Genomic DNA, 23,804 nt, shown 5'->3' with positions numbered 1-23,804 from the left:
ATGGAGCGCATCAGGCGACAGCCGGGAAAAGCCTCAGCAGGAATTCACGCATCGCCGTTTCGTCGAAAGGCTTCACCAAAAGCGGAATGTGCTGCAAGTCGGGCGGGAAATCGCCCGTATCGGAATAGCCGCTGACGAAGCCGAAGGGAATGCCAATATCGAGAAGATGGCGGGCAAATCCGAAGCTCATGCCCTCACCGAGATTGACGTCGAGAAGGGCGAAATCATATGTCTCCGCAGCGATAGCAGCCCTCGCCTGCTCCACACTGCCGACGATATCGATACTCTCGACGCCGGCCAGGCGCAGCATATCCTCCGCCTCCATCGCGATGATCAGACTGTCTTCAAGAACCAGAACACGGATTGCGCTCATGATTCCATGCCTCCCGTCGGGCGCCTGTCGCAGCGTCCCGGCTGTTTCGCCAACATCATTGCCTTCCGGTGCCCCGCATGGCACGCTATCGGTGAATTCCGCCACCATTTCTGAATAAACCACTTTTCTGCCCGGTCGATAAGAATCAAAATCGGAGGAAAGGCGACGACCGACCTTATTTTCCGAGCTGCTAATGCGCATTTAAAAAAGACATAAGGCCAAGGGTTAGATGAAGGGGCGTTTGCCCTCTCCGAGCCCTTCCCAGCCGGCAATGGCCATCAATTCCTCGCCGTTCAGAACCTCGCAGCCGCGCTCCTGCCAGCGGATCAACCGACGTTCACCGAGCTTTTTCAGGGTCTTGTTGGTGTGGACGATGGAAAGGCCGAGTGTATCGGCAATGTGCTGCTGGGTGATGGGGATGAATTTGCGGCCGTTGAAGAGATTAAGCTTCCGGCCACGCTCAAACAGGAAAGCGATCAGGTAGGCTGCTCTTTCCAGCGCCGTGCGGCGGCCGATGCTGAGCAGGTGTTCATCGAGAATACGCTCCTCGCGCGCAGCGATCCAGGTGATGTCGAAGGCGAGCGAGGGGTGTTTGTTGTAGAGCGTCATCAGTCTGTCACGCTCGAAAACACAAAGAGATACCGGCGAAAGCGCTTCGACGGAATGCTGCATCTCGCCGGCGATCGTTCCCTGCAGGCCGATCAGATCGCCTGGCATGATATAATTCAGAATCTGGCGGCGCCCATCCTCCAGCATCTTGTAGCGAAAGCCCCAACCAGCAAGCACGGTGAAGAGATGAGCGCTGTGTGCGCCCTCGACGAGGATAGTGGAGCCGGCATCGACGGCAAGCTCACCCCTCTTGAAGCTCGAGACGAATTCCAGCTCGTCGCGGCTGAATTCCCTGAAATGCGGCAGGGGCCGCAAGGGACATTGCTGGCAAGGGGTCTTGAAAGAATTGACCGATCTCGACGTCACCATGTTTGCCCTTGCCGTCGCAAAGCCGACGCACCATCGTTTGCACGCCGCTCATTCAGGAATGCGAAAGCCACAAATTTGTTCCGTGAGCAAAGCGATTTTTTTATGCGGAAACAACGGTCTGGCGCCTGGCCGACGAAATCCTTGCCGTGCTTATTTCGGGAAATCGAGACCCATTTCGCGGAACCGCTCGGGATCATCACCCCAATTCTCGCGAACCTTGACGAACAGGAAGAGATGGACCGGCTGCTCGAGGATCTCCGACAATTCCTTGCGCGACGCAGTCGAGATCGCCTTGATGGTTTCACCACCCTTGCCGAGCGCGATCTTCTTCTGGCTGTCGCGCTCGAGATAGATCACCTGCTCGATCCGCACCGAGCCGTCCTTGCGCTCTTCCCACTTTTCGGTCTCGACATGCGAGGCGTAGGGAAGCTCCTGGTGCAGGCGCAGAAACAGCTTCTCGCGGGTGATCTCGGCGGCGAGCTGGCGCATCGGCAGATCGGAGATCTGGTCTTCCGGATAGTACCACGGCCCTTCCGGCAGCGTGGCGGCCAGATAGTCCATGAGATCGTCGCAGCCGGAGCCGTTTTCGGCTGATATCATGAAGGTACGATCGAAGGCGATCTTCTCGTTGGCAGCGGCCGCGAGTGCCAGCAGATCCTCACGGTTGACGCGGTCGATCTTGTTGAGCAGCAGGATTTTGGGCTGCCGGACCTCCTTGAGGCCTTCGAGGATGGCTTCGGCATCGCCGCGCAGGCCGCGCTCGCTGTCGATCAGCAGTACAATCAGATCGGCATCCCTCGCACCGCCCCAGGCCGAGGTCACCATGGCGCGGTCGAGCCGGCGGCGTGGCTTGAAGATGCCGGGCGTGTCCATGAAGACGATCTGGGCGTTGTCATGGATCGCGATACCGCGGACGATGGCACGCGTCGTCTGCACCTTATGGCTGACGATCGAGACCTTGGCGCCGACGAGGCGGTTCACCAGCGTCGACTTACCGGCGTTGGTCGGCCCGATCAGCGCAACGAAGCCCGAATGCGTCGGACGATTGGTTTCTGCAGCAGCTTCGGCCGCGATATCTTCTTCTTGTGTCATTGTCCCGTCAGTTTCCGGCAGGCGATTGCTGCCAAATGCCTTCGCGCTCAAGCATCTTCGTCGCCGCAACCTGTTCGGCGGCGCGCTTCGACCGCTCTACGCCGGTTTCCGGCTTTATGCCAGCAACTTCCACCGTCACCTTGAAACGCGGATCATGATCCGGTCCGCTGCGTTCATCAACGCGGTAGTTGGGCGTGACGCCGAATTTGGCGTGCGACCATTCCTGCAGCTCGGTTTTGGCGTCCCGCTTGGCGCCATCGGCCCTGACCGCCCTGCCCTGCCAGTAGCGCAGGATGAAGCGGCGGGCCACTTCGAGGCCGCCGTCGAGATAGATCGCGGCGATCAGGCTTTCGACGACGTCGGCGCGCACGTTCATCATCCGCTTGCCGGTCAATTTCTTCACATCGGCGCCGGTACGGATATAGAGGTGAAGACTGAGTTCGTCGGCGACGGCAGCGCAGGTTTCAGCGCTGACGAGCTGGTTGAGGCGAACCGAGAGCTCGCCTTCCGCCGCCGCACCGAAGGTGCGAAACAGAAGCTCGGCGATGCAGAGGCCGAGCACCCTGTCGCCGAGGAATTCCAGCCGTTCGTAATTGCCGCCCTTTTCGGTGCGGGCGCTGGCATGGGTCAGCGCCCGATCCAGGCGTTCCTTTTCGGCGAAGTCGTGGCCGATCAGGCCTTCAAGCTTTGCGCGGTCGGCCGCAGAAAGCGTCTGCGCCTTGCTCATTCAACAACCTTGAAGAGGCGGTCCCAGCGCATATTCGTCGGCCACTTCCAGATTTCGCGGAAGGAGGTGTCGTTGCCGAGTGAGAAGAAGATGACGCTGGCGCGGCCGACAAGATTTTCTGCAGGCACGAAGCCGACGTCGAAACGGCTGTCGAGCGAGTTGTCGCGGTTGTCGCCCATCATGAAATAATGGCCTTCCGGCACGATGAATTCACGGGTGTTATCGCCGCGCGACACGGGAGATTGATCGAGCGTATCGTAGGTCTTGCCGCTGTCGAGCGTTTCGCGGAAGACCGGTACATCGGCGCCCGGATCGAGTTTGTAATCCGACGTGAAGGTACCGTCAGCCACCTTCGGAACCGGCTTGCCATTGACGTAGAGCACGCCGTCGGTAACCTGGATATGGTCGCCCGGCAGGCCAATGCAACGCTTGATGTAATCGACTTCAGGGTTTGGCGGGAAGCGGAAAACGACGATGTCGCCACGCTTCGGATCGGAGCCGAACAGGCGGCCGCTGAAGATATCGGGCGAGAAGGGCAGCGAATATTTCGAATAGCCGTAAGCGAACTTATTGACGAAGATGTAGTCGCCGACGAGCAGCGTCGGCATCATCGAACCGGACGGAATGGTAAAGGGCTGGAACAGCACCGTTCGGATCACCATCGCCAAAATCAGCGCCTGGATGATGACTTTGATATTTTCCCAGAGGGCGTTCGGCTTGGTTTCGACTTTTTCGGACACGCAGTCTTATTCCTTCAAGACGCCGCGGCGGCGCAATTTTTCTGTCGTTCTCTCTAGCGGCTTCGGCCGGTTGCGGCAATGGCGACAACATCAAAAGCGACGAGAGGTCGCGATCAACAGCTCCCGAGGTCGCGATCAGAGGCTCTCGGGCAACGCCTCGATAATCACGAAGGCCTGCGCCAAGGGATAATCATCGGTTATTGTCAAATGAATGGCGGGCCTGTGGCCCGCGGGCAGCATCGATTCGAGGATCAGGGCGGCGGCGCCCGATAAAACCATGGTCGGCTTGCCGCTCGGCAAGTTGACGACGCCCATGTCCTTCCAGAAGACCCCCTGGGCTATGCCGGTACCGAGCGCCTTGGAACAGGCCTCCTTGGCGGCGAAACGCTTGGCATAGGATGCACCACGATTTGCCCGGCGGTCGGAACGCGCGCGCTCGATCTCGGTGAAGCAGCGACGGGTGAAGCGCTCGCCAAAGCGTTCGATGGATTTCTCGACGCGGCGAATGTCGATCAGATCGCTGCCAATGCCGATGATCATGCCGGAACCTTCCGTCGCTTAAGCATTCTTGATCAGGCTCATACGCTGGGCATGTCGCCGGCCGGGCTGGCTAGGCGCAATCGCGCCCGCTCCAACAGCCGTGTGTGGCGGCGCGTCTGGAAACTCTTCACGGTGTAGAACGTCAGCGCATAGAGCGCAACGGAGGTGACGATCCCCGGCGGAATGGCGCCGACGAGCATCGGCTCCAGCACCGGCCTCCACAGCTCCGTGAAGTTCAGCCTGTGAAATAGGGCGGCCAGATCAACCGCCTGGCCGGCCAGATGATCCTCACGGCTCAACAGCAGGTGCCCGATCTCCCAGGTGATGCCCCAGATGAAGGGATAGGTCAGCGGATTGCCGAAGGCCGCGCAGCCGAGGGCGGCGGCCACCATACTGCCGGAGAGGAAATAGGTGATGACAAAAGCCATGACGAAATGCACGCCAATGAACGGCGTCCACGAGACGAACACACCCGCAGCGACGCCGGCCGCAACCGCATGCGGCGAAGCGCTGAGGCGCAGGATGCGCATTGTCAGATAACGGATCGGGCGAAGGAAACCTTTGCGGGGCCATAAAAGCTCTCGCATCTTTTCCTTGAATCCCGCGGGCTTGCGACGGCGAAACAACATGGCCGGTATTTAGTGCAGCGCACATGACCATGACAAGAGCGGCAGTTGATACCGCGTAAAAAACAGCTCAGTTCTCTTCGCGGTGAGGAGCTTCTTCATGCCAAGGGGCGTCCGTCATGCATAACGTCCCTCACTCGTCTCAAGTATAAAGTTCAGTATCAGCGCGTGCGGAACAGACCGCGGTCGACCTGGCGCTGACGAAACTCGAGATCGATACGATCGAGCGAGCCATTGAGATATGCCATTTCACGTTCCTGCGTGGTCGGAGCGCGGAAGGCACGGGCGAATTTCTTGATGGGGTCAAACATTTCTTGTCTCATCTTCTGTTTGCGTTTCGATGACCAGAAGATAGGCTCGGCACAAGTTAATTACTACAGCCGCAACATGGAGACAGCCATGCATTTAGCGCATTGCTTGCCTTTTTAACGCTCCACCTTGACCACGGAACGATCATAAAATGTGCAATTTTGCGCTCAAAGCCCTGAGGGCTTAACAAAGAGCCTACTCATAAAGCCGCCGAACCGTGGCGATGCAGTCCAGTTCCTTCATCTGAGCGAGCAGTTGATTGAGCTGACGGAGGTCCCAGACCTCGACCTCGAGCATCATCTCGGTGAAATCCGCCGCTACCCGCACGGTATTTAGCAAACGGATATTGACGTCGAGGCCTGCAACCGTCTGGGCGACCTTGGCAAGCGTGCCGGGCTCGTTCAACCCATTCACCATGATGCGCGCCATGAAACGCGACTTGTTGGCTTCGTCGAGGTCCCAGCGGACGTCGATCCAACGGTCGGGCTGATCGTCGAAGCGCTGCAGGCTCGGCGACTGGATCGGATAGATGGTGATGCCCTTGCCCTGGTCCATGATGCCGACGATGCGATCGCCGGGCACCGCGCCTGTTGACGCGAACTTGACGTCGACATTGCCGGACAGGCCGCGGATCGGCCCGATATCGGCGTCGGTGTCGATTTCCGAATGGCCGCCATCAGGCCCGGGCTTGGTCTTGCCGGGGATCTTGAAGATCATGCCGGCAGCACTGCGGACATTGAACCAGCCGTCGTCGCCGGAGGGCCTCACGGTGACGCGCTCATCCTGATGGTCGGGATAGACGGCGCGCAGCACGTCGAGCGAAGACATCTCGCCGCGGCCGACGGCAGCGATCGCATCCTCGACTTCCTTCTGGCCGAGGCGGTGCAGCGCCGGCTTCATCGCCTCGCGGGAGAAAATCTTGCCGGCCCTGTCGAAGGTGCGTTCGAGAATGCGGTGGCCGAGGCCGGCATATTGCTTGCGGATCGCCATGCGGGTGGCGCGGCGGATGGCGGCGCGCGCTTTGCCGGTGACGACGATCTCCTCCCAGGCTGCGGGTGGAACCTGCACGCCGGAGCGGATGATCTCGACCTCATCGCCATTCGCAAGCCGCGTCACCAGCGGCATGATCCGGCCGTTGATCTTGGCGCCCACCGTGGTATCGCCGATATTGGTGTGCACCGCATAGGCAAAATCGATCGGCGTGGCGCCACGCGGCAGGGCAATCAGCTTCCCCTTCGGCGTGAAGCAGAAGACTTGATCCTGGAAGAGTTCGAGCTTGGTGTGCTCGAGGAATTCTTCCGGGCTGTCGCCCTCGGCGAGCGCTTCGATCGTATGGCGCAGCCAGGAATAGGCATTGGATTCGCGAGACAGGATGTCGCCGTCGGCATTGGTGGCGCCGTCCTTATAGAGCGTGTGGGCGGCGATACCGAATTCGGCGATCTCATGCATGCGCTTGGTGCGGATCTGCAGTTCGATCCGCTGGCTGGAAGGACCGACGATGGTGGTGTGCAGGGAACGATAATCGTTCTGCTTCGGCGTCGAGATATAGTCCTTGAAGCGGCCAGGCACGACGCGCCAGCGGGTGTGAACGATGCCGAGTGCCCGATAGCAGGAGGGGATGTCCTCGACGATCAACCGGAAGCCGTAGACATCGGAAAGCTGTTCGAAGGAAAGCGACTTCGACTGCATCTTGCGGAAGACCGAATAGGGCTTCTTCTGCCGGCCCTTGACATAGGCGCTGGTCAGGCCGCTTGCGACCAGCAGGTCACGCAGTTCGGCCTCAATCTTCTTGACAATGCCTTCATTGCGCTTGGAGAGCTCTTCCAGCCTTTTGGTGACGGTGTCGTAGGCTTCCGGGTTCATATGCCGGAAGGAGAGTTCCTCCAACTCCTCGCGCATGTCCTGCATGCCCATGCGGCCGGCGAGCGGCGCATAGATTTCCATCGTCTCCTCGGAGATGCGGGCCCGCTTGTCGGCCGACATGTGATCGAGGGTGCGCATATTGTGCAGACGGTCGGCAAGCTTGACGAGCAGCACGCGCACATCGTCGGAAATGGCCAGCAGCAGCTTGCGCAGGTTTTCCGCCTGCTTGGCTTTCTTGGTAACGAGGTCGAGCTTCTTGATCTTCGTCAGACCCTCGACCAGGCGGCCGATATCCTCGCCGAAGAGTTCGTCGATCTCGGCGCGCGTCGCCGTCGTATCCTCGATCGTATCGTGCAGCAGGGCAACCGCGATCGTCGATTCGTCGAGGTGCATGTCGGTGAGGATGGCGGCGACTTCGAGCGGATGGGAAATATAGGGATCGCCGCTCGCGCGCTTTTGCTGGCCATGTTTCTGCATGGCGTAGACATAGGCTTTGTTCAGCAGTGCTTCATTGGCATCGGGCTTGTATTGCTGAACCCGCTCCACGAGCTCGTACTGCCGCATCATTCCAAAGCCACTCCGATAAAAATAAAAGCGCGCCAATCAACGATTGGCGCACACATGGGCAATAATATGCCTAAGCAATAAAGGCGCAAGATTGACGATTGGTAATCATCGCTCTTTTCCATCGCATGAAACTTTTCCCGGATCGGATTCAACCGGGGGATCACATGCGACCGGGATCAGGCTACGCGCTTAGTAGTCGTCGCTCTTTTCCGGCGGCACGAGGCCTTCAATGCCGGCGAGCAGCTCTTCTTCCGACATCTGGTCGAAAGTGATCGTCTCGGGCACGTCGTCCTGCTCTTCGCTGTCGGCTGCGGCGACACCGCCGGCGGCGATCATGCTGGCCGGATCGGGCTCGGGCTCGTCGACTTCGACATGCTTCTGCAGCGAATGGATCAGATCTTCCTTGAGGTCATCGGGCGAAAGCGTCTCGTCGGCGATTTCGCGCAGGGCGACGACCGGGTTCTTGTCGTTGTCGCGATCGATGGTGATCGAGGCACCCTGGGAAATCAGCCGGGCGCGGTGGCTGGCGAGCAGAACCAGCTCGAAGCGGTTCTCCACCTTGTCGATGCAATCTTCAACTGTGACACGGGCCATTGCCTGTCCTTTACGGTCGTCATTTCGGGATTAGCACGCCGGATACAATTAAAACCGGGCAAATACAAGTTTTTCATTCCGGCTCCCCTCGTCTTTATCCGCGGCCGAGCTAAATTTCCATGGAGAATGTCACAATTCCACCGAAGGTTGCTTGGAATATGCCGAATCGTGCCCTAAATCTTTCATATATGAATAATTGTTAAAATATGGATCAGATCGAAGTCAAAACACAAGTCATTGTTTTTATTGGATTTTGGTCCTGCGGATTTCTATTGCTCTCATTGGATTGGTAAGCGATGTTTGACCCACGCGAGAAAATTGCACTCTTCATTGACGGCGCCAACCTTTACGCTGCATCCAAGAGCCTCGGCTTCGACATAGATTACCGCAAGCTCTTGAAAGCATTCCAGAAACGCGGTTATTTGCTGCGCGCCTACTATTATACGGCTCTGATCGAAGATCAGGAATATTCGTCGATCCGGCCGCTGATCGATTGGCTCGACTATAACGGCTATAAAGTCGTCACCAAGCCTGCCAAGGAATTCACGGATTCCATGGGTCGACGCAAGATCAAGGGCAACATGGACATCGAGCTTGCGATCGACGCCATGGAACAGTCCGAAACTGTCGATCATCTCGTTATCTTCTCGGGCGACGGCGACTTTACCAACCTGGTCGAGGCGTTGCAGCGCAGGGGCCGCAAGGTCTCGGTGATCTCAACCATGGCGACCCAGCCGCCGATGATTGCCGACGACCTGCGTCGCCAAGCCGATCACTTCATCGATCTCCTATCTCTGAAAGCTGAAATTGGTCGCGATCCCGCCGAGCGAGCCCCACGTCAGGTCGAAGTCGCACCGGCGAACGATGTAGAGGATTGATCTCAATCGATCATTTCGAAGCGAGTGGCCGCGAGGGAAAGGGCGTGGCAGCCCCTCCCCGCACCGCCATACCTGCACACTCGAGATCAGCGACAGCGGCCGACTGCAGTGTGATCGCCAATCACGGCATAGTGGGCAGCCCAGTGTGGTCAGCCATTGTCCTTCAGAAGGCGGCTCTTCTGCCGGTTCCAATCCCGCTCCTTCTCGGATTCGCGCTTGTCGTGCAATTTCTTGCCCTTAGCGAGCGCCAGCTCCATCTTTGCCCGGCCGCGATCGTTGAAATAGATCTTCAGCGGGATCAGCGTCATGCCTTCGCGGTTGATAGCAGAGCGCAGGCGATGAATTTCACGCCCCGACAGCAGCAGCTTGCGGCGTCGGCGCGGTTCGTGATTGAAGCGGTTCGCCTGCAGATATTCCGGCAAATAGGAATTGATCAGCCAGATCTCGCCGCCCTCATCCGACGCATAGGATTCGGCAATATTGGCCTTTCCTTCGCGTAGCGCCTTGACCTCCGTGCCCATCAGCACGAGGCCGGCCTCGTAGGTATCGATGATCTCGTAGTTGAAGCGGGCCTTGCGGTTTTCGGCCACGACCTTGTTCACCACGCGCTGGCTGCCTTTGGGGGCCATGACGATATTCCCTTCAGGGCGCGAAAAGCCGCGCCCTCATTGCTTGCCCTTATGTAGGGGAACGACCCGGCCTTGTGAAGACGGCCGGTCTCTTCAGTTCAGAAGCCCAGCGTGGCGCAGGGCGGCGTCGATCGCCGTTTCCGTTGCCGGTTCCAGCGTCGAAATCAGCGGCGAGCGGACGTTGCGGCTCATACGACCAAGCTTGAAGAGCCCGTATTTGGCGCCGCAAAGACCAGGTTCCAGGAAGATCGCTTTATGCAGCGGCATCAACCGATCCTGATATTCCAGCGCGCTCGAATAGTTGCCTTCCAGCGTCGCCGCCTGGAAATCGGCGCAGAGGCGCGGGGCGACATTGGCCGTTACCGAAATACAGCCGACACCGCCATGGGCGTTGAAGCCGAGCGCCGTCCCATCCTCGCCGGACAACTGCCTGAAATCCGAACCGCAGGTGATGCGCTGCTCGGAGACACGCTCAATCTTGCCCGTCGCATCCTTGACCCCGACGATATTCCTGTGGGCTTTGGCGAGCGCACCCATCGTTTCCGGCGTCATGTCGACCACGGAGCGGCCGGGGATGTTGTAGATATAGATCGGTAGATCGACGGCCTCGGCAATCGCCGAAAAATGCGCGATCAAGCCCTTCTGCGTCGGCTTGTTGTAGTAAGGCGTGACGACCAGAACTGCGTCCGCACCGACCTTCTGGGCATGCTGGGCAAGCTCGATCGCCTCACGTGTATTGTTCGAGCCGGCGCCGGCCATGACGGGGACGCGTTTTGCAGCAACCTCGATGCAGAGTTCCACCACCCGTTTGTGCTCGGCATGCGACAGCGTCGGGGATTCGCCCGTCGTGCCGACAGGAACGAGACCCCGGCTGCCTTCCTTGACCTGCCAGTCGACATGCGCGGCGAAGCTGTCTTCGTCGATCAGTCCGGCATCCGTGAAGGGGGTGACGAGGGCGGGAATGGACCCATTGAACATGCAAAGCTCCTCACGACCAAATCCTTGCTTCGGCCGCATTCCATGAATATTTTGCGCACCATAGAGCGCCGAAATCATCGCGACAAGCGCGTAGAGTTCGGTTTAGGGCAATTCCGATAGCAGATGTGAATGAATTTTACCTGGTACGGTAAGGTTTCGTTAAGATGCCTCTAGCCAAATGGCAGGGCGTGTTTTCGTTGCGAGATCCCGGATGAAGAAAGCTGTCTTGATTCTGTCCGCCTTCGGCTTCATTGCCGCCGCGTGGGGCGGTGTAGCGTCGCCGCTTCCCGGCGAGAGCGCGCCCGTGCCTGCTGTCAAGCCGCTCGGCTTCATTCCTGAGACGGCCATACCGGAATCGATCACAACAGGCGCCATTCCGCGCAATCCGGCAGTCGCGCCAGTCAACAACGATCTGAAAGCCGGCCTCGACGCGCTTTCCGACAAGGACCCGCAGCTAGCGCTGTCGATCCGCGACAGCATGCGCGACGATACGCTCGACCGCCATATCCTCACCTGGGCGATCGCCGTTTCCGGATTGAAGGGCGTTCCCTCCTATGAAATCGCCAGTGCTGCGCAAGAGCTCAAGAGCTGGCCGGGCCTTTCGCGGCTGCGCGCCTATTCCGAACGCGCGCTCTATGATGAAAACCCCGCCCCATCAGCCGTGCTCGCCGCCTTCGGCGATACCGCACCTGAGACGATGCAGGGCGCCGTCATCCTCGGCCGGGCGCTGATTGCAACGGGCAAGCAGGCGCAGGCGGCAAAATATATCCGCAGGGTCTGGCGTGGAGAGGCTCTCGACAAGGCGATCGAGGATAAGATGCTCATCGAGTTTTCGGCGCTGCTGACGCCCGCCGACCACAAGGCGCGGATGGACTATCTGATGTATCGCGGCCGAGTGGCGCAGGCTAAGCGCTTTGGAGACATGGGCCAGGCGCAGTCGCTCTACAAGGCCTGGTCTGCCGTCGACGCCAAGGCTGGCAATGCCGGCGCGCTACTCGATACCGTCGATGCCAGATGGCGCGGCGATGCCGGCTTGCTGTTTGCGCGAATCGAATATCTCCGCAAGCAGGACAAATATGCCGAGGCGGCAGCACTTCTGGAGCAGATGCCGCCCGAGCGCAGCGACCTTGTCAATTCGGGCGAGTGGTGGAACGAGCAGCGTATCGTCAGCCGTGGTCTCGTCGACCAGGGGCAGTTCAAGCCGGCCTATCGCATCGTCGCAAATTACGCCGCAACGAGCCCGACGGATATCGTCGAGGCTGAGTTCCATGCCGGATGGTACGCGCTTCGCGGCCTGCAGGATCCGGCTGCCGCGGAACAACACTTCCGCAAGATCCTCCAGACGTCAAACGGGCCGATCTCGGTTTCACGCGCCTGGTATTGGCTGGGACGAGCGGCGGAGGCCGGAGGTCCTGGCAAATCCGGCGAATTCTATGCGAAGGCTGCGACTTTTCCCGGCACTTTCTATGGCCAGCTCGCGGCGGAACGGTTAGGGCGAAAGACGCTGAACGTTACCTATCCCTCGCCGACCGCGGACGACCGGCAACGCTTCCAGGGACGCGAAGCCGTGCAGGCGATCGCCCGGCTGGAGGCGGCAGGCCACGGATGGCGGGCCGACATTCTCTATCTGGCGCTCGCCGATCAACTGCAGAGCCCGGGTGAACTGGCTGTGCTTGCGGCACAGGCTGAGCAATCCGGCGATCACCATCTGTCGCTGCAGATCGGCAAGATCGCCTATGGACGCGGCATCGACGTCGCAGCACTCGCCTTTCCTGTCGGCGTCATCCCGGCGAATGCCAATATCTCCGGCTCCGGCAAGGCACTCGCCTATGCCATCGCCCGGCAGGAAAGCGCCTTCAACCCAGCCGCCGTTTCGGCGGCGAATGCGCGGGGATTGCTGCAGCTTCTGCCGGGGACAGCCCAGGCGGTGGCCAAGCGCCATAACATCGCCTATTCGAAAGACAAGCTGACGGCCGATGCCGGTTACAACGCCACACTCGGCGCGCATTACCTTGGCGAGCAGATCGACGCCTTCGGCGGCTCCTACATTCTCACCTTCATCGCCTACAATGCCGGACCGAAGCGGGTACCGGAATGGATCGGCCGCTATGGCGATCCGCGCGGCAAGTCGATCGACGAGATCGTCGACTGGATCGAGCGCATCCCCTTCCCCGAAACGCGCAACTACGTCCAGCGGGTCATGGAGAATTACGAGGTCTACAAGGCCCGTCTCGGCCAGCCGACCGATATCGAGCGCGACCTGATCGGCGGTCGCAGCGCCTCCTGAAGCCGTTTGGCGCGGCTCGAGAAGCAGGCTACATCTGCGGGATCAACAACTCTCGAGGGATGCGATGCCGGATACGGATGCAAGCGGTTTCCAGGAACGATTTTACGCGTCTTCGGATGGGCTGAAGCTTTATGCCCGCGACTATCGGCCCGGCGAGGCGGCAACCGCGGGACGACTGCCGGTCGTCTGCCTGCCCGGCCTGACCCGCAATACGCGGGATTTTCACCCGCTTGCGCTGCTTCTCTCCGGGGACATGACAGAACCGCGCCGGGTCATCGCGCTCGATTCGCGCGGGCGGGGAAACTCGGCCTGGGATGAGAACAAGGCGAACTACAATCTCACGATGGAGGCCGGCGACGTCGTTGCCGCCTGCGCGGCACTCGGAATCGAGAGGGCGATCTTCATCGGCACGTCTCGGGGCGGGCTGATCCTGCACCTGATCGCGGCGACACGGCCGGATCTTCTCGAAGCCGTCATCCTCAACGATATCGGGCCTGTGGTCCAGGCCGAAGGGCTGGCGCGGATCCGCGATTATCTCAACGGCGGCAGAAGGCCGGCAAACTGGAACGCCGCGGCCGATATATTGAAGGAAAATCATGGCGCGTCGTTCACCGCGCTTGAAAGCGACGACTGGCGCGAGATGGCACGTGCCATTTATCGCGACATCGGCGGAAGGCCGGTCGCCGATTTCGATCCGGCGATCGCGGAGGCACTGAAATCGGTCGATCTCAGCCAGCCGCTACCCGATCTCTGGGAGCAATTCGAAAGCCTGAGCCGATTTCGGCTCATGCTGATCCGTGGCGAAAATACGTCTCTGCTCTCAAAGGAGACCGCGGGCGAAATGGCACGGCGGCATTCAAGGTTGATCCTGCATGCTGTCGAAGGGCAAGGACATGCACCCCTCCTGCATCTCAGCAATCTTCCCGCAGCTATTCGAGCTTTTCTCGCCTCCTGCGGATAGCCTGATTGACGCCGGACATCCGGCAGCTATCCCTGCCATTTATCGAAATACAAAAAGCCCGGCTCGAGAGCCGGGCTTTCCTGATTGACCGAAATCAGATCAGATTAGAACGAACGCTGCAGACGGAAGTAGCCCGTCGTGGAGTCGTCAGCATCTTCCGGATCGAGGTACTGAACCGAAGCCTTGGCGTAGAAGTTGTCGACGATCTGGTAATCAACCGTCAGACCAACCTTCCAAGCATCGCCGTCGGCGAAGTCGCTGCCGTCAACACCGTAGTCGCTGTAGTACTGAACACCAGGGGTGATCTTCAGCTTGTCAGTCGCCTTGATGGCGTATTCTGCAGCGATCGCCCATTCGGCCGCGTTGTAGTAAGCGTTCGGGTTGGTGGCGTACACAGCTGCGAGGCCGAGCGTGCCGGGACCGATTTCAACCGTACCCATTGCGCGGACGGCGCCTTCTTCATTGTCGGTGTCATAGCCGGCAGTGATCTGGTAGCTGAATGCACCAGCCTTACCGCCGAGACCGACTGCAACGCCGACGTTGTTGGCTTCTTCGCCATCATAGAACGGGCTGTCTTCCAGCTCGTCGACGCTGATGCCAGCATAGAAGTCGCCGGTTTCGTACTGATAACGGATGGAGTTATGCAGCGTAACCGGAGAGCCGATATCGTCGGTTTCGCCGGAGAGGCCATCGTCCCACCAGCTGTAGAACAGACCGGCGCGGAAGCCGGCGACGTCGAGGTAAGCGGAGTCGAGCTTGGCTTCCTGATCGGTGGCGTTGTCAGCATTGAACTGCATGACGATGACGCCGGTCAGCGGACCATACTCGGTATCGCTCTTGGCCGTGAACTGAACCTGACCGCGGGTAACCGCATCCCAGTCAGAATCGCCGCCGATATCTTCGCCAACGTTGACCTGGAAACGAATGTAGCCTTCGATCTTGAGGCAGGTTTCGGTGCCCGGGATGTAGAAGTAGCCGGTGCCGTAAGCGTCGCAGACGCGAACGTATTCAACCGGTTCCGGCTCAGCAGCAACGATAGCGTCAGCAGCCTGAGCACCGGAAACTACTGCGAGAGCAGCAGCGGAGCCGAGAAGAAGGCTCTTGATGTTCATAAATGACCTCCAATTCAAAGTTTCGATCGGGTTTGGGATCTTTCGCTGAGCAGCGTTCCCTGCCCCATCCCCGTGTTTGAAGAAGTGGACGATCAGTCGCCCTTGCTTCCGACGCTGAAAATACAAGACGGAAGCCGTCACGCAATCACCAACTTACTCGGACGGGGGTTTTGGGGGAGCCTTCCCGACATTCTGTTGCTGAAAGGACACAAGTCGGGCCACCGGCCGCGATTTCCTTTATGCTTTGTTAAGAAAACCCTGATTTTGCGGCGGCTTAGGTCGGATCAACAATGAACTGGACATGGGCTGCGCAACATATTTGGGACGCCTTTTTGACGAAATCCGGATGCTGAAGGAGATATCGCCACTGCGGCAAGCGTAACCGGACATGCACAGAACCGGTTTCGCCGCTTGCCGGGGCATGGGAGCGGGCGGTGATTCCCGCCGGCGATTCTCTCGCCCAGAGCGGAGCGATTTTTCTCATCGCGCAGCCGCGAGACCTACCCAAGCGAAGGGGGTTCTCTGCCGGACAGTAAGAATCGATTTGAGCTGGGAAAAATCAAAATGGCGGAGAAGATGGGATTCGAACCCACGATACGCTTTTGACGTATACTCCCTTAGCAGGGGAGCGCCTTCGACCAACTCGGCCACCTCTCCGGTGCGGCCTAACTATGGTGACCGGTCTGTGAATGCAAGGGTTTTTTCAGGTTTCACCAGAAGAAATGCAGTGGCCGGCATTTCGACCGGTTGCTTAAACAGACCGCATTTCCTGGGCTGATCCGCGGAATTTGATCGCGCTTCGTTCTCTTTAGCGAAGAAGCTGAGCTTTGCTGCCCGGCGTTCGATATCATCGGCGAGCCGAGCACGGCGATTCCGCTGGCTGTGATTCGTTGCGACGATCGGTCTTGGGCTCAGCCAAGCAGGCGCTTGAGGTCGGCGGAGGGGTCGGCGAGAATCGACCTGTCGGGGTTGGTCCCGGATTCCAGCAGCTTTTTGCCGGTCACATAGGCTTTGGCGTCGTTGATGGCATCGACGGCAATCAGCAGGCCTTGCCTGAAGTACCAGATCGAATGGGCGCCTTCGCGGGCGCCGGGGCGCAGCAGCGTTTCGTCATAACCGAGATTGAAGCCGGCGATCTGCAGCTTGACATCATACTGGTCGGACCAGAACCACGGCTTCGGATCATATGGCTCGCTGCCACCGGCGATGACGGCGGCCGCCGCTTCGGCCTGGTCAACGGCGTTCTGCACCGATTCGAGCCTGATGCGGCCACCCTGCCAGGGAAGAGCTGCGCAATCGCCGGCGGCAAAGATCGCCGGATCGGAGGTGCGAGCGAATTCGTCGACGACAATGCCGTTGGCGACTTCGAGGCCGGCTTCCTTGGCGAGCTGGTCATTCGGCACGACGCCGATGCCGACGACGGCAAAGTCGATGTCGATAACCGATCCGTCGGACAGGGCGGCGCCAGTGACGCGGCCATCCCTGCCGACCAGATGCTTGAGCCCTGTTTTCTCGCGGATCACCACGTCATGGGTCTCATGGATCCCGCGCATGATGTCGGCGGTCTCCTTCGCGGCGACGCGCTGGAGGATGCGGTCAGCCATCTCTATGACGGTGACCTCAAGGCCGCGGTGGCGGGCGACGGCTGCCGCCTCGAGGCCGATATAACCGCCGCCGATGATGAGGACGCGGCGACCGGGGCGCATCTCGTCGGCGAGCAGATCGGCATCGCGCTTGTCGCGGGCGACATAGACGCCTTCGAGATCGCCGCCGATTGCGGCCGGCAGCCGGCGCGGCGTCGAGCCGGTGGCGAGCGCCAGCGTGCCGTAATCGAGAACAGAGCCATCCTGCAGCAGAACCTGTTTGCTGTCCGGCTTGATTTGCTCGGCCCAGGTCGAAAGGCGAAGATCGACGTTATTGTCGGCATACCAGTGGTCGGCGCGGAACAGCAGGCGGTCGAAGGTCATTTCGCCCAGCAGGTATTTCTTCGAAAGCGGCGGGCGCTGATAAGGCGCCACGTCTTCGGCGCCGATAAGGGTGATCGGGCGCGCGTCCTTCAAGGCACGCAGCTTGGCCGCCAATGCGAAGCCGGCTTGTCCCGCGCCGATGATCACCAGTCTATCCGTCACGATCTCACTCCCGAAAATGCGCCGACAACCGCGCCAAGGCCTATTCCCTGCTCTGCGCGCCGTCAACGGAAAGCGGCTTCTTACCTTCAGCCGATCTCGATCCAGCGACGCTCGTGGAAGGACTGTGCCATGGCATGCACCGACTTCTCTATCCTGAGACCGTCTTTAAATGTCACGATCGACGACGGCTCGCCCGATATCGCCCGGATCAGCTCGCGGCATTCGATGATCTTCAGATCATTGAAGCCTAGGCCGTGGCCGGGCGCTGGGATGAACCGATCATAGGGCCGATGGGCGGGCGCCGCCAGTATCTTGCGGAAACCCTGTTCGGAGCCACTTCCTTCGGCCTGATAGAGTTCGAATTCGTTCATCCGCTCCTGGTCGTAGACGATCGAGCCTTTCGAACCATAAATCTGCAGAGCGATGCGGCCCTTGCGGCCCCAGGCGGCGCGATTCGCCATCAAGACAGCGGAGATGCCGCCGCCAAGCCGCATCAGCACGTTGGCGGCATCGTGGTTTTCGACGGCGCGACGGCCACCGTCGCTGAGCGGTCGGTTCGCATAGGGCTTCACCATGTCGGTTATGACGGCCTCGACATGGCCGAAGAGGTACCAGAGCAGCGACAGCGGGTGCACGGCGAAATCGTCGAGCGCGCCGTAGCCGGCGGAAAGCTCGCTCTTCCAATAAAAGAAGACATCGGGATCGGCCATGAAATCCTCGTCCATCTCGACGCGGATATGGTTGACCGTGCCGATGGCACCCTCACCAACAAGCATCTTGATGTGCCGCATGACGGGATTCTGGATGTAATTATAGCCAAGGGCGGCAACCTTGCCGGAACGCTCCGCCGTTTCCAGCATGCGCTCGGCATCGGTATAGGCGGGCGCCATCGGCTTTTCGCACCAGACGTGCTTGCCGGCCTCGAGGGCTGCAATCGCCATCTCGGCGTGGAACTGATTGGGCGTGGTGACCGAGACGACGTCGACCTCGGGGTCGGCGATCAGTTCCCGCCAGTCGGCCGTCGCCTTCTCGAATCCGAATTCACCGGCCCGCGTCTGCGCCAGCCCGGCATTGGCTTCGGCCAGATGCACGAGACGCGGACGCTCGACATCGCCGAACACGGTCTTCACCGCATTCCACGCCAACGCATGGCATTTGCCCATGTAGCCGGTGCCGATCAAACCGATGCCAAGTGACTTCATTTCCGTCTCCTCCAAAGCTGCGCGCGGATTTTTGGAATATTTGGATCATTTTGACAAGAGAGTTGTCCGCAGGCATTTTCGCGTTTTTCCCGAAAAATTGTTCAAAACCCTTCAATTACAGAGGATTAAAAACAATTAGGCGTGTGATTTGAAATCGTCTATGCTCAATAATATGGAATATTTGTTTCATCTCGCGGGCAGCAAGCATGGATAACGATCCCCAGAGGCAGGCGCGTGTGCCGCGCGATTTCGAAAGCCTGCGCAGCACCATCATCGAGCGCAAGGCGAACATGCCGAAGCGGCTGGCGCAGGTCGCCGCTTTCGCGCTCGGCAATCCCGACGAGATCGCTTTCGGCACGACGGCAAGCATTGCAGCCGCCTCCGACGTCCAGCCCTCGACGCTGGTGCGCCTGGCGCATCATCTGGGCTACGAAGGCTTTTCCGACCTGCAGAGCATCTTCCGCGAAAGGCTGCGCGACCGAACCCTGAGCTATGAAGAGCGGCTCGTCACGCTGGAGCAAACGAGCGGCGACGACGAGGACGCCAATCTGCTTTCCGGTTTCATTGCCGCGGCCAGCCAGTCGGTCAACCGGTTGGCGGCGACGGTGCAGAGCGATACGTTCACGAAAGCGGTGAGTATCCTTGCCGCCGCAGAAACCATCTATCTGATCGCCAAACGGCGTTCCTACCCGCTGACGGCGCACATGACCTACGCTTTTTCCAAGCTCAACATCCGCCACCAGATCGTCGCCTCGCCGAACGGTGTCGACCCCGAGATGGTGCAGTTCGCAACACCGAAGGATGCGGCGATCGCCGCGAGCTTCTCGCCCTACGCGGCCGACAGCCTCAGCCAGAGCCAGGAGCTTGCCGACCGCGGCGTCCCCGTCATTGCGATCACCGATTCGGCCTTCTCGCCGCTTGCCGCCTGCGCCACGCACTGGTTCGAGGTGGCGGAAGCCGATTTCGCCGGCTTCCGTTCGCTTTCGGCCTCGATGGCGCTCACCATGGCGCTACCGGTGGCGATCGCCGAACGGCGCCGCAAGCGCCAGCAGTCAAAAGCTGGAAAAGCGAAAATGGAATAAACATTCCGAATTGACAAAATAACGGAACCGATGTTTCATTATTGAAAATTCGCAGGCACTGGAAGCCGCGCAAAATCTAGCGGGAGGACATCATGGTACAATCGAATCCGAGCTCACAGCCGGAGCCGGCGCTTGATGTAATCACCATCGGCCGCTCCTCGGTCGATCTTTACGGCCAGCAGATCGGTTCGCGGCTGGAGGATATCGGCTCCTTCGCCAAATCCGTCGGCGGCTGCCCGGCCAATATCGCCATCGGCACGGCGCGGCTCGGCCTTAAATCCGGCCTCATCACACGCGTCGGCGACGAGCAGATGGGACGCTTCATCCGCGAGCAGTCGGCGCGCGAAGGTGTGGCAACAGACGGCATCGTCACCGACAAGGAGCGGCTGACGGCGCTGGTGCTGCTTGCGGTCGAGGCCGAGGGCGTGTCGCCGATGATCTTCTACCGGTCCGACTGCGCCGACATGGCGCTCGATGAAGGCGATATCGATGAGAATTTCATCAGATCGTCGCGCGCCGTTCTCGTTTCCGGCACGCATTTCTCGAGGCCGAATACCGAGGCTGCGCAACGCAAGGCGATTCGCATCGCCAAGGCGAACGGCCGCAAGGTAATCTTCGACATCGACTACCGGCCGAATCTCTGGGGCCTTGCCGGCCATGCGGAAGGCTTCGAGCGCTACGTGAAATCCGACCGGGTCTCCTCGAAGATGAAGGAGACGCTGCCGGATTGCGACCTCATCATCGGCACCGAAGAGGAAATCATGATCGCTTCCGGCGCCGACGACGTACTCGGCGCGCTGAAGGAGATTCGTCGCCTGTCGCCGGCGACGATCGTGCTCAAGCGCGGCGCCATGGGCTGCATCGTCTATGACGGGCCGATCGCCGACGAACTTGAAGCCGGCATCGTCGGCGAGGGTTTCCCGATCGAAGTCTTCAACGTGCTCGGCGCCGGCGATGCTTTCATGTCCGGCTTCCTGCGCGGTTTCCTGCGTGACGAGCCGCTGAAGACCTGCGCCACCTGGGCCAATGCCTGCGGCGCCTTTGCCGTCTCCCGCCTGCTCTGCTCGCCGGAGTATCCGACCTGGGCGGAACTCGACTTCTTCCTGACGACCGGCAGCAAACATCGGGCGCTGCGCAAGGACGAGGCGATCAACCATATCCACTGGGCATCGACCCGGCGCGGCGAAATCCCGCTGCTGATGGCGCTGGCGATTGATCATCGTTCACAACTCGTCAGCGTCGCCGATGAACTCGGCGTCGGCCACGAAAAGATCGTCGCCTTCAAGCGGCTGGCGGTCGCCGCCGCGTCGCGGGTTTCGAATGGCCGCGATGGCTACGGCATGCTGATCGACGAACGTTTTGGCCGCGACGCCTTCTTCGATGCGGCGGCGAAGAATTTTTCCTGGATCGGCCGGCCGGTGGAATTGCCGGGCTCGAAGCCGCTGCGCTTCGAATTCAGCCAGGATATCGGCTCACAGCTGGTGGAATGGCCGCTTGGCCATTGCATCAAGTGCCTGTGCTTCTATCATCCCGACGATCCGGCTGAATTGAAGACGGAGCAGCAGGAGAAACTGCGCACGCTGTTCGAGGCGGCCCGCAAGGTCGGGCGCGAGCTGCTGGTGGAGATCATTGCCGGCAAGAACGGGCCGCTGACGGACGATACGATCGCAACCGCGCTAGAGGAGCTCTATGCACTCGGCATCAAGCCTGACTGGTGGAAGCTCGAGCCGCAGGGATCGAGCGAAGCCTGGAAGAAGATCGATGCGGTGATCGCCAGAAATGATCCCTTGTGCCGCGGTATCGTGCTCTTGGGGCTCGAAGCGCCCGCCGACGAGCTGATCTCCTGCTTCGAGGCGACGCTGGCTGCCCCTTCGGTGAAGGGCTTTGCCGTCGGCCGGACGATCTTTGCCGATGCGGCGCGCGCCTGGCTTTCGGGCGCAATGAACGACGAGGAAGCGATCGCCGATATGGCCGGCCGCTTCCGGCAGCTGACAGAGGCGTGGCTGAAGACGCGCGGCCGTCAGTAGGAAATAAGACCCCTCCCCAACCCCTCCCCGAGGGGAGGGACTTAACTTGAGGCATCGCCTCACGCCATGAACGAGCGTCCTTTGGTTGAAACGTTGCGGCGCGAATGCAGAGAGCCCGGCAGCTTAGCCCCTCCCCCTTGTGGGGACGGGTTGGGGAGGGGAAGATAGATAAAGAGTTCAAAGTTCGGGAGGCCTCGATGGGCAAGACGATACGGTTGACGATGGCGCAGGCCGTCGCGCATTTCCTCAAAAAGCAGATGACTATTGTCGACGGCAAGAAGGTGCCGATCTTCGGCGGCGTCTGGGCGATCTTCGGCCACGGCAACGTCGCCGGCATGGGCGAGGCGCTCTATCAGGTGCGCGGAGAGTTGACGACCTATCGCGCCCACAACGAGCAGGGCATGGCGCATGCGGCGATCGCCTATGCCAAGGCGAATTTCCGCACGCGCTTCATGGCCTGCACCACCTCGATCGGCCCCGGCGCGCTGAACATGGTGACTGCCGCCGGCGTCGCGCATGTCAATCGTATTCCCGTTCTTTTCCTGCCGGGCGACGTCTTCGCCAACCGCGCGCCAGATCCGGTGCTGCAGCAGATCGAGGATTTCGGCGACGGCACGGTTTCGGCCAATGATGCCTTCCGTCCGGTTTCGCGCTATTTCGACCGCATCACCCGGCCCGAGCAGATCATTTCGGCGCTGAAGCGCGCCATGCAAGTGCTCACGGATCCGCTGGATTGCGGCCCGGTGACCTTGTCGCTCTGCCAGGACGTCCAGGCGGAAGCCTACGATTACCCGGAAAGCCTGTTCGATGAAAAAGTCTGGACGACCCGCCGGCCACAGCCGGATGCAGACGAGCTGGCGAATGCCATCACGCTGATCAAGGCCTCGCAGAAGCCGGTGATCGTTGCCGGCGGCGGCGTGCTTTATTCGCAGGCGACGAAGGAGCTTGCCGCCTTTGCCGCGGCCCACGCCATTCCGGTTGTCGTCACCCAGGCCGGCAAATCGTCGATCAACGAGACCCATCCGCTGGCGCTTGGCTCGGTCGGCGTCACCGGCACGTCGGCGGCGAATGCGATTGCCGAAGAGACGGATCTCGTTATCGCCGTCGGCACCCGCTGCCAGGATTTCACCACCGGCTCCTGGGCGCTGTTCAAGAACGATAGTCTCAGGATGATCGGTCTCAATATCGCCGCCTATGATGCGGTGAAGCATGACAGCCATCCGCTGGTGGCCGATGCCCGCGAAGGGCTGAAGGCGCTTTCGGCGGGGCTTTCCGGCTGGAAGGCGCCGGCGGCACTGGCCGAAAAGGCGGCTGCGGAGAAGACGGCCTGGATGGAGGCCGCCGCCAAAGCGTTGGCGACGACCAATGCCGCCCTGCCCTCCGACGCCCAGGTGATCGGCGCGGTGGCGCGCACGATCGGCGGCGAGAATACGACGGTACTCTGCGCTGCGGGCGGCCTTCCCGGCGAGTTGCACAAACTCTGGCCGGCGACAGCGCCGGGCAGCTATCACATGGAATATGGCTTTTCCTGCATGGGCTACGAGATTGCCGGCGGGCTCGGCGCCAAGATGGCGCATCCCGAACGGGATGTCGTCGTCATGGTCGGCGACGGTTCCTACATGATGATGAACTCCGAGATCGCGACCTCGGTCATGCTCGGCCTCAAGCTGAACATCGTCGTGCTCGACAATCGCGGCTATGGCTGCATCAACCGCTTGCAGATGGGCACCGGCGGCGCCAACTTCAACAATCTGCTCAAGGACTCCTATCACGAGGTGATGCCGGAGATCGATTTCCGCGCGCATGCCGAAAGCATGGGCGCCATTGCCGTCAAGGTCGGCTCGATCACCGAGCTGGAACAGGCGATCGCCGGTTCGAAGAAGAACGATCGCACCTCGGTCTTCCTCATCGACACCGATCCGCTGATCACCACGGAAGCCGGCGGCCACTGGTGGGATGTCGCGGTGCCGGAGGTCAGCCCCCGCGAACAGGTCAACGAAGCGCGCAAGGGCTATGTCGACGCACGCGCCGCCCAGCGCATCGGCTAATCTACTGCTGTCATTTTTCGGAGGAGCGGAACCGCTCTTCCGCAGTGCTTTTGAGGAGAATA

The 23,804-nt window shown here is 60.3% G+C and carries 21 protein-coding genes and 1 tRNA gene; 6 read left to right on the top strand and 16 right to left on the bottom strand.

All coding sequences use genetic code 11. From position 1 onward, the window contains the following. Nucleotides 1-10 precede the first annotated feature (10 nt). From J3O30_RS07560 to rpoZ, 10 genes are all read right to left on the bottom strand, one after another. Nucleotides 11-496: a hypothetical protein gene (locus J3O30_RS07560; RefSeq protein WP_207583616.1), complete on the bottom strand. Its 486-nt coding sequence runs from the start codon at nucleotides 494-496 to the stop codon at nucleotides 11-13. A gap of 102 nt (nucleotides 497-598) precedes the next feature. Continuing rightward, nucleotides 599-1,351, bottom strand: coding sequence for a Crp/Fnr family transcriptional regulator (locus tag J3O30_RS07555; protein WP_207583615.1), 753 nt, complete (start codon nucleotides 1,349-1,351; stop codon nucleotides 599-601). Nucleotides 1,352-1,501: 150 nt separating this feature from the next. Next, nucleotides 1,502-2,443 carry a GTPase Era gene (gene era / locus J3O30_RS07550; RefSeq protein WP_164008604.1) on the bottom strand — a complete coding sequence of 314 codons (942 nt, stop codon included), beginning with the start codon at nucleotides 2,441-2,443 and terminating at the stop codon, nucleotides 1,502-1,504. Between the two features lie 7 nt (nucleotides 2,444-2,450). After that, nucleotides 2,451-3,170 (bottom strand): ribonuclease III, encoded by a 720-nt coding sequence (gene rnc, locus J3O30_RS07545; RefSeq protein WP_207583614.1) that lies wholly within the window; start codon nucleotides 3,168-3,170, stop codon nucleotides 2,451-2,453. After that, the gene (gene lepB, locus J3O30_RS07540; RefSeq protein ID WP_207583613.1) at nucleotides 3,167-3,910 is read right to left on the bottom strand and encodes a signal peptidase I; all 744 of its coding nucleotides are present in this window, start codon (nucleotides 3,908-3,910) and stop codon (nucleotides 3,167-3,169) included. The genes rnc and lepB overlap by 4 nt, the downstream gene beginning before the upstream one ends. Before the next feature lie 135 nt (nucleotides 3,911-4,045). Continuing rightward, a complete protein-coding gene (gene acpS / locus J3O30_RS07535) occupies nucleotides 4,046-4,450 on the bottom strand; it encodes a holo-ACP synthase (protein ID WP_007626522.1) in 405 nt (134 codons plus the stop codon). 38 nt (nucleotides 4,451-4,488) lie between these two features. After that, nucleotides 4,489-5,079: a DUF2062 domain-containing protein gene (locus tag J3O30_RS07530; RefSeq protein ID WP_207583612.1), complete on the bottom strand. Its 591-nt coding sequence runs from the start codon at nucleotides 5,077-5,079 to the stop codon at nucleotides 4,489-4,491. A 158-nt stretch (nucleotides 5,080-5,237) separates the two neighbouring features. After that, nucleotides 5,238-5,387, bottom strand: a complete 150-nt coding sequence (locus tag J3O30_RS07525) for a DUF3563 family protein (RefSeq protein ID WP_207583611.1) — start codon at nucleotides 5,385-5,387, stop codon at nucleotides 5,238-5,240. 193 nt (nucleotides 5,388-5,580) lie between these two features. Next, nucleotides 5,581-7,815, bottom strand: a complete 2,235-nt coding sequence (locus J3O30_RS07520) for a bifunctional (p)ppGpp synthetase/guanosine-3',5'-bis(diphosphate) 3'-pyrophosphohydrolase (protein ID WP_207583610.1) — start codon at nucleotides 7,813-7,815, stop codon at nucleotides 5,581-5,583. Nucleotides 7,816-8,004: 189 nt separating this feature from the next. Beyond that, nucleotides 8,005-8,409, bottom strand: a complete 405-nt coding sequence (gene rpoZ, locus J3O30_RS07515; RefSeq protein ID WP_003558080.1) for a DNA-directed RNA polymerase subunit omega — start codon at nucleotides 8,407-8,409, stop codon at nucleotides 8,005-8,007. Nucleotides 8,410-8,705: 296 nt separating this feature from the next. Between rpoZ and J3O30_RS07510 the strand changes: the two genes are divergently transcribed. Next, nucleotides 8,706-9,287, top strand: coding sequence for an NYN domain-containing protein (locus J3O30_RS07510; protein ID WP_207583609.1), 582 nt, complete (start codon nucleotides 8,706-8,708; stop codon nucleotides 9,285-9,287). A gap of 149 nt (nucleotides 9,288-9,436) precedes the next feature. On the opposite strand, the gene smpB is transcribed toward J3O30_RS07510, so the two are convergent. Continuing rightward, nucleotides 9,437-9,916, bottom strand: coding sequence for an SsrA-binding protein SmpB (smpB, locus tag J3O30_RS07505; RefSeq protein ID WP_164008587.1), 480 nt, complete (start codon nucleotides 9,914-9,916; stop codon nucleotides 9,437-9,439). A gap of 93 nt (nucleotides 9,917-10,009) precedes the next feature. Then, on the bottom strand, nucleotides 10,010-10,894 hold the full coding sequence (dapA, locus tag J3O30_RS07500) for a 4-hydroxy-tetrahydrodipicolinate synthase (protein ID WP_207583608.1): 885 nt from the start codon (nucleotides 10,892-10,894) through the stop codon (nucleotides 10,010-10,012). Nucleotides 10,895-11,105: 211 nt separating this feature from the next. On the opposite strand from dapA, the gene J3O30_RS07495 reads away from it, so the two are divergent. Beyond that, nucleotides 11,106-13,181, top strand: a complete 2,076-nt coding sequence (locus tag J3O30_RS07495; RefSeq protein WP_207583607.1) for a lytic transglycosylase domain-containing protein — start codon at nucleotides 11,106-11,108, stop codon at nucleotides 13,179-13,181. Nucleotides 13,182-13,245: 64 nt separating this feature from the next. Then, entirely contained in the window at nucleotides 13,246-14,142 is an 897-nt protein-coding gene (locus tag J3O30_RS07490) for an alpha/beta hydrolase (protein WP_207583606.1), read from the top strand. A 104-nt stretch (nucleotides 14,143-14,246) separates the two neighbouring features. Here J3O30_RS07490 and J3O30_RS07485 read toward each other — a convergent pair whose 3' ends face one another. The 4 genes from J3O30_RS07485 to J3O30_RS07470 all read right to left on the bottom strand — a co-directional run bounded on the left by J3O30_RS07485 (nucleotide 14,247) and on the right by J3O30_RS07470 (nucleotide 18,585). Beyond that, nucleotides 14,247-15,254 carry a porin gene (locus J3O30_RS07485; RefSeq protein ID WP_207583605.1) on the bottom strand — a complete coding sequence of 336 codons (1,008 nt, stop codon included), beginning with the start codon at nucleotides 15,252-15,254 and terminating at the stop codon, nucleotides 14,247-14,249. 565 nt (nucleotides 15,255-15,819) lie between these two features. Beyond that, nucleotides 15,820-15,911, bottom strand: a tRNA-Ser gene (locus tag J3O30_RS07480). Nucleotides 15,912-16,165: 254 nt separating this feature from the next. Continuing rightward, complete coding sequence (locus tag J3O30_RS07475) at nucleotides 16,166-17,383, bottom strand: FAD-dependent oxidoreductase (protein WP_207583604.1); 1,218 nt, start codon at nucleotides 17,381-17,383, stop codon at nucleotides 16,166-16,168. An 86-nt stretch (nucleotides 17,384-17,469) separates the two neighbouring features. After that, nucleotides 17,470-18,585, bottom strand: coding sequence for a Gfo/Idh/MocA family oxidoreductase (locus J3O30_RS07470; protein WP_207583603.1), 1,116 nt, complete (start codon nucleotides 18,583-18,585; stop codon nucleotides 17,470-17,472). Between the two features lie 206 nt (nucleotides 18,586-18,791). Here J3O30_RS07470 and J3O30_RS07465 point away from each other — a divergent pair, with 206 nt between their 5' ends. The 3 genes from J3O30_RS07465 (at nucleotide 18,792) to iolD (ending at nucleotide 23,742) form a co-directional block, all read left to right on the top strand. Continuing rightward, nucleotides 18,792-19,667 (top strand): MurR/RpiR family transcriptional regulator, encoded by an 876-nt coding sequence (locus tag J3O30_RS07465; protein ID WP_207583602.1) that lies wholly within the window; start codon nucleotides 18,792-18,794, stop codon nucleotides 19,665-19,667. Between the two features lie 92 nt (nucleotides 19,668-19,759). Next, nucleotides 19,760-21,694, top strand: coding sequence for a 5-dehydro-2-deoxygluconokinase (gene iolC, locus J3O30_RS07460; protein ID WP_207583601.1), 1,935 nt, complete (start codon nucleotides 19,760-19,762; stop codon nucleotides 21,692-21,694). A 197-nt stretch (nucleotides 21,695-21,891) separates the two neighbouring features. After that, nucleotides 21,892-23,742 carry a 3D-(3,5/4)-trihydroxycyclohexane-1,2-dione acylhydrolase (decyclizing) gene (iolD, locus tag J3O30_RS07455; RefSeq protein ID WP_207583600.1) on the top strand — a complete coding sequence of 617 codons (1,851 nt, stop codon included), beginning with the start codon at nucleotides 21,892-21,894 and terminating at the stop codon, nucleotides 23,740-23,742. The last annotated feature ends 62 nt before the right edge of the window (nucleotides 23,743-23,804 follow it).

The sequence above is a fragment of the Rhizobium sp. NZLR1 genome, from assembly GCF_017357385.1.
Lineage (GTDB): Bacteria > Pseudomonadota > Alphaproteobacteria > Rhizobiales > Rhizobiaceae > Rhizobium.
Note: the sequence above shows the minus strand (reverse complement) of the source record. Positions and strands in the feature narration are given on the sequence as shown.

Excerpts from the sequence above, each read along its gene's own strand:
- J3O30_RS07555 (WP_207583615.1), bottom strand. The coding sequence starts at position 1,351 with ATGGTGACGTCGAGATCGGTCAATTCTTTCAAGACCCCTTGCCAGCAA.
- era (WP_164008604.1), bottom strand. The coding sequence starts at position 2,443 with ATGACACAAGAAGAAGATATCGCGGCCGAAGCTGCTGCAGAAACCAAT.
- rnc (WP_207583614.1), bottom strand. The coding sequence starts at position 3,170 with ATGAGCAAGGCGCAGACGCTTTCTGCGGCCGACCGCGCAAAGCTTGAA.
- acpS (WP_007626522.1), bottom strand. The coding sequence starts at position 4,450 with ATGATCATCGGCATTGGCAGCGATCTGATCGACATTCGCCGCGTCGAG.
- J3O30_RS07530 (WP_207583612.1), bottom strand. The coding sequence starts at position 5,079 with ATGTTGTTTCGCCGTCGCAAGCCCGCGGGATTCAAGGAAAAGATGCGA.
- J3O30_RS07525 (WP_207583611.1), bottom strand. The coding sequence starts at position 5,387 with ATGTTTGACCCCATCAAGAAATTCGCCCGTGCCTTCCGCGCTCCGACC.
- J3O30_RS07520 (WP_207583610.1), bottom strand. The coding sequence starts at position 7,815 with ATGATGCGGCAGTACGAGCTCGTGGAGCGGGTTCAGCAATACAAGCCC.
- rpoZ (WP_003558080.1), bottom strand. The coding sequence starts at position 8,409 with ATGGCCCGTGTCACAGTTGAAGATTGCATCGACAAGGTGGAGAACCGC.
- J3O30_RS07510 (WP_207583609.1), top strand. The coding sequence starts at position 8,706 with ATGTTTGACCCACGCGAGAAAATTGCACTCTTCATTGACGGCGCCAAC.
- smpB (WP_164008587.1), bottom strand. The coding sequence starts at position 9,916 with ATGGCCCCCAAAGGCAGCCAGCGCGTGGTGAACAAGGTCGTGGCCGAA.
- dapA (WP_207583608.1), bottom strand. The coding sequence starts at position 10,894 with ATGTTCAATGGGTCCATTCCCGCCCTCGTCACCCCCTTCACGGATGCC.
- J3O30_RS07495 (WP_207583607.1), top strand. The coding sequence starts at position 11,106 with ATGAAGAAAGCTGTCTTGATTCTGTCCGCCTTCGGCTTCATTGCCGCC.
- J3O30_RS07490 (WP_207583606.1), top strand. The coding sequence starts at position 13,246 with ATGCCGGATACGGATGCAAGCGGTTTCCAGGAACGATTTTACGCGTCT.
- J3O30_RS07485 (WP_207583605.1), bottom strand. The coding sequence starts at position 15,254 with ATGAACATCAAGAGCCTTCTTCTCGGCTCCGCTGCTGCTCTCGCAGTA.
- J3O30_RS07470 (WP_207583603.1), bottom strand. The coding sequence starts at position 18,585 with ATGAAGTCACTTGGCATCGGTTTGATCGGCACCGGCTACATGGGCAAA.
- J3O30_RS07465 (WP_207583602.1), top strand. The coding sequence starts at position 18,792 with ATGGATAACGATCCCCAGAGGCAGGCGCGTGTGCCGCGCGATTTCGAA.
- iolC (WP_207583601.1), top strand. The coding sequence starts at position 19,760 with ATGGTACAATCGAATCCGAGCTCACAGCCGGAGCCGGCGCTTGATGTA.
- iolD (WP_207583600.1), top strand. The coding sequence starts at position 21,892 with ATGGGCAAGACGATACGGTTGACGATGGCGCAGGCCGTCGCGCATTTC.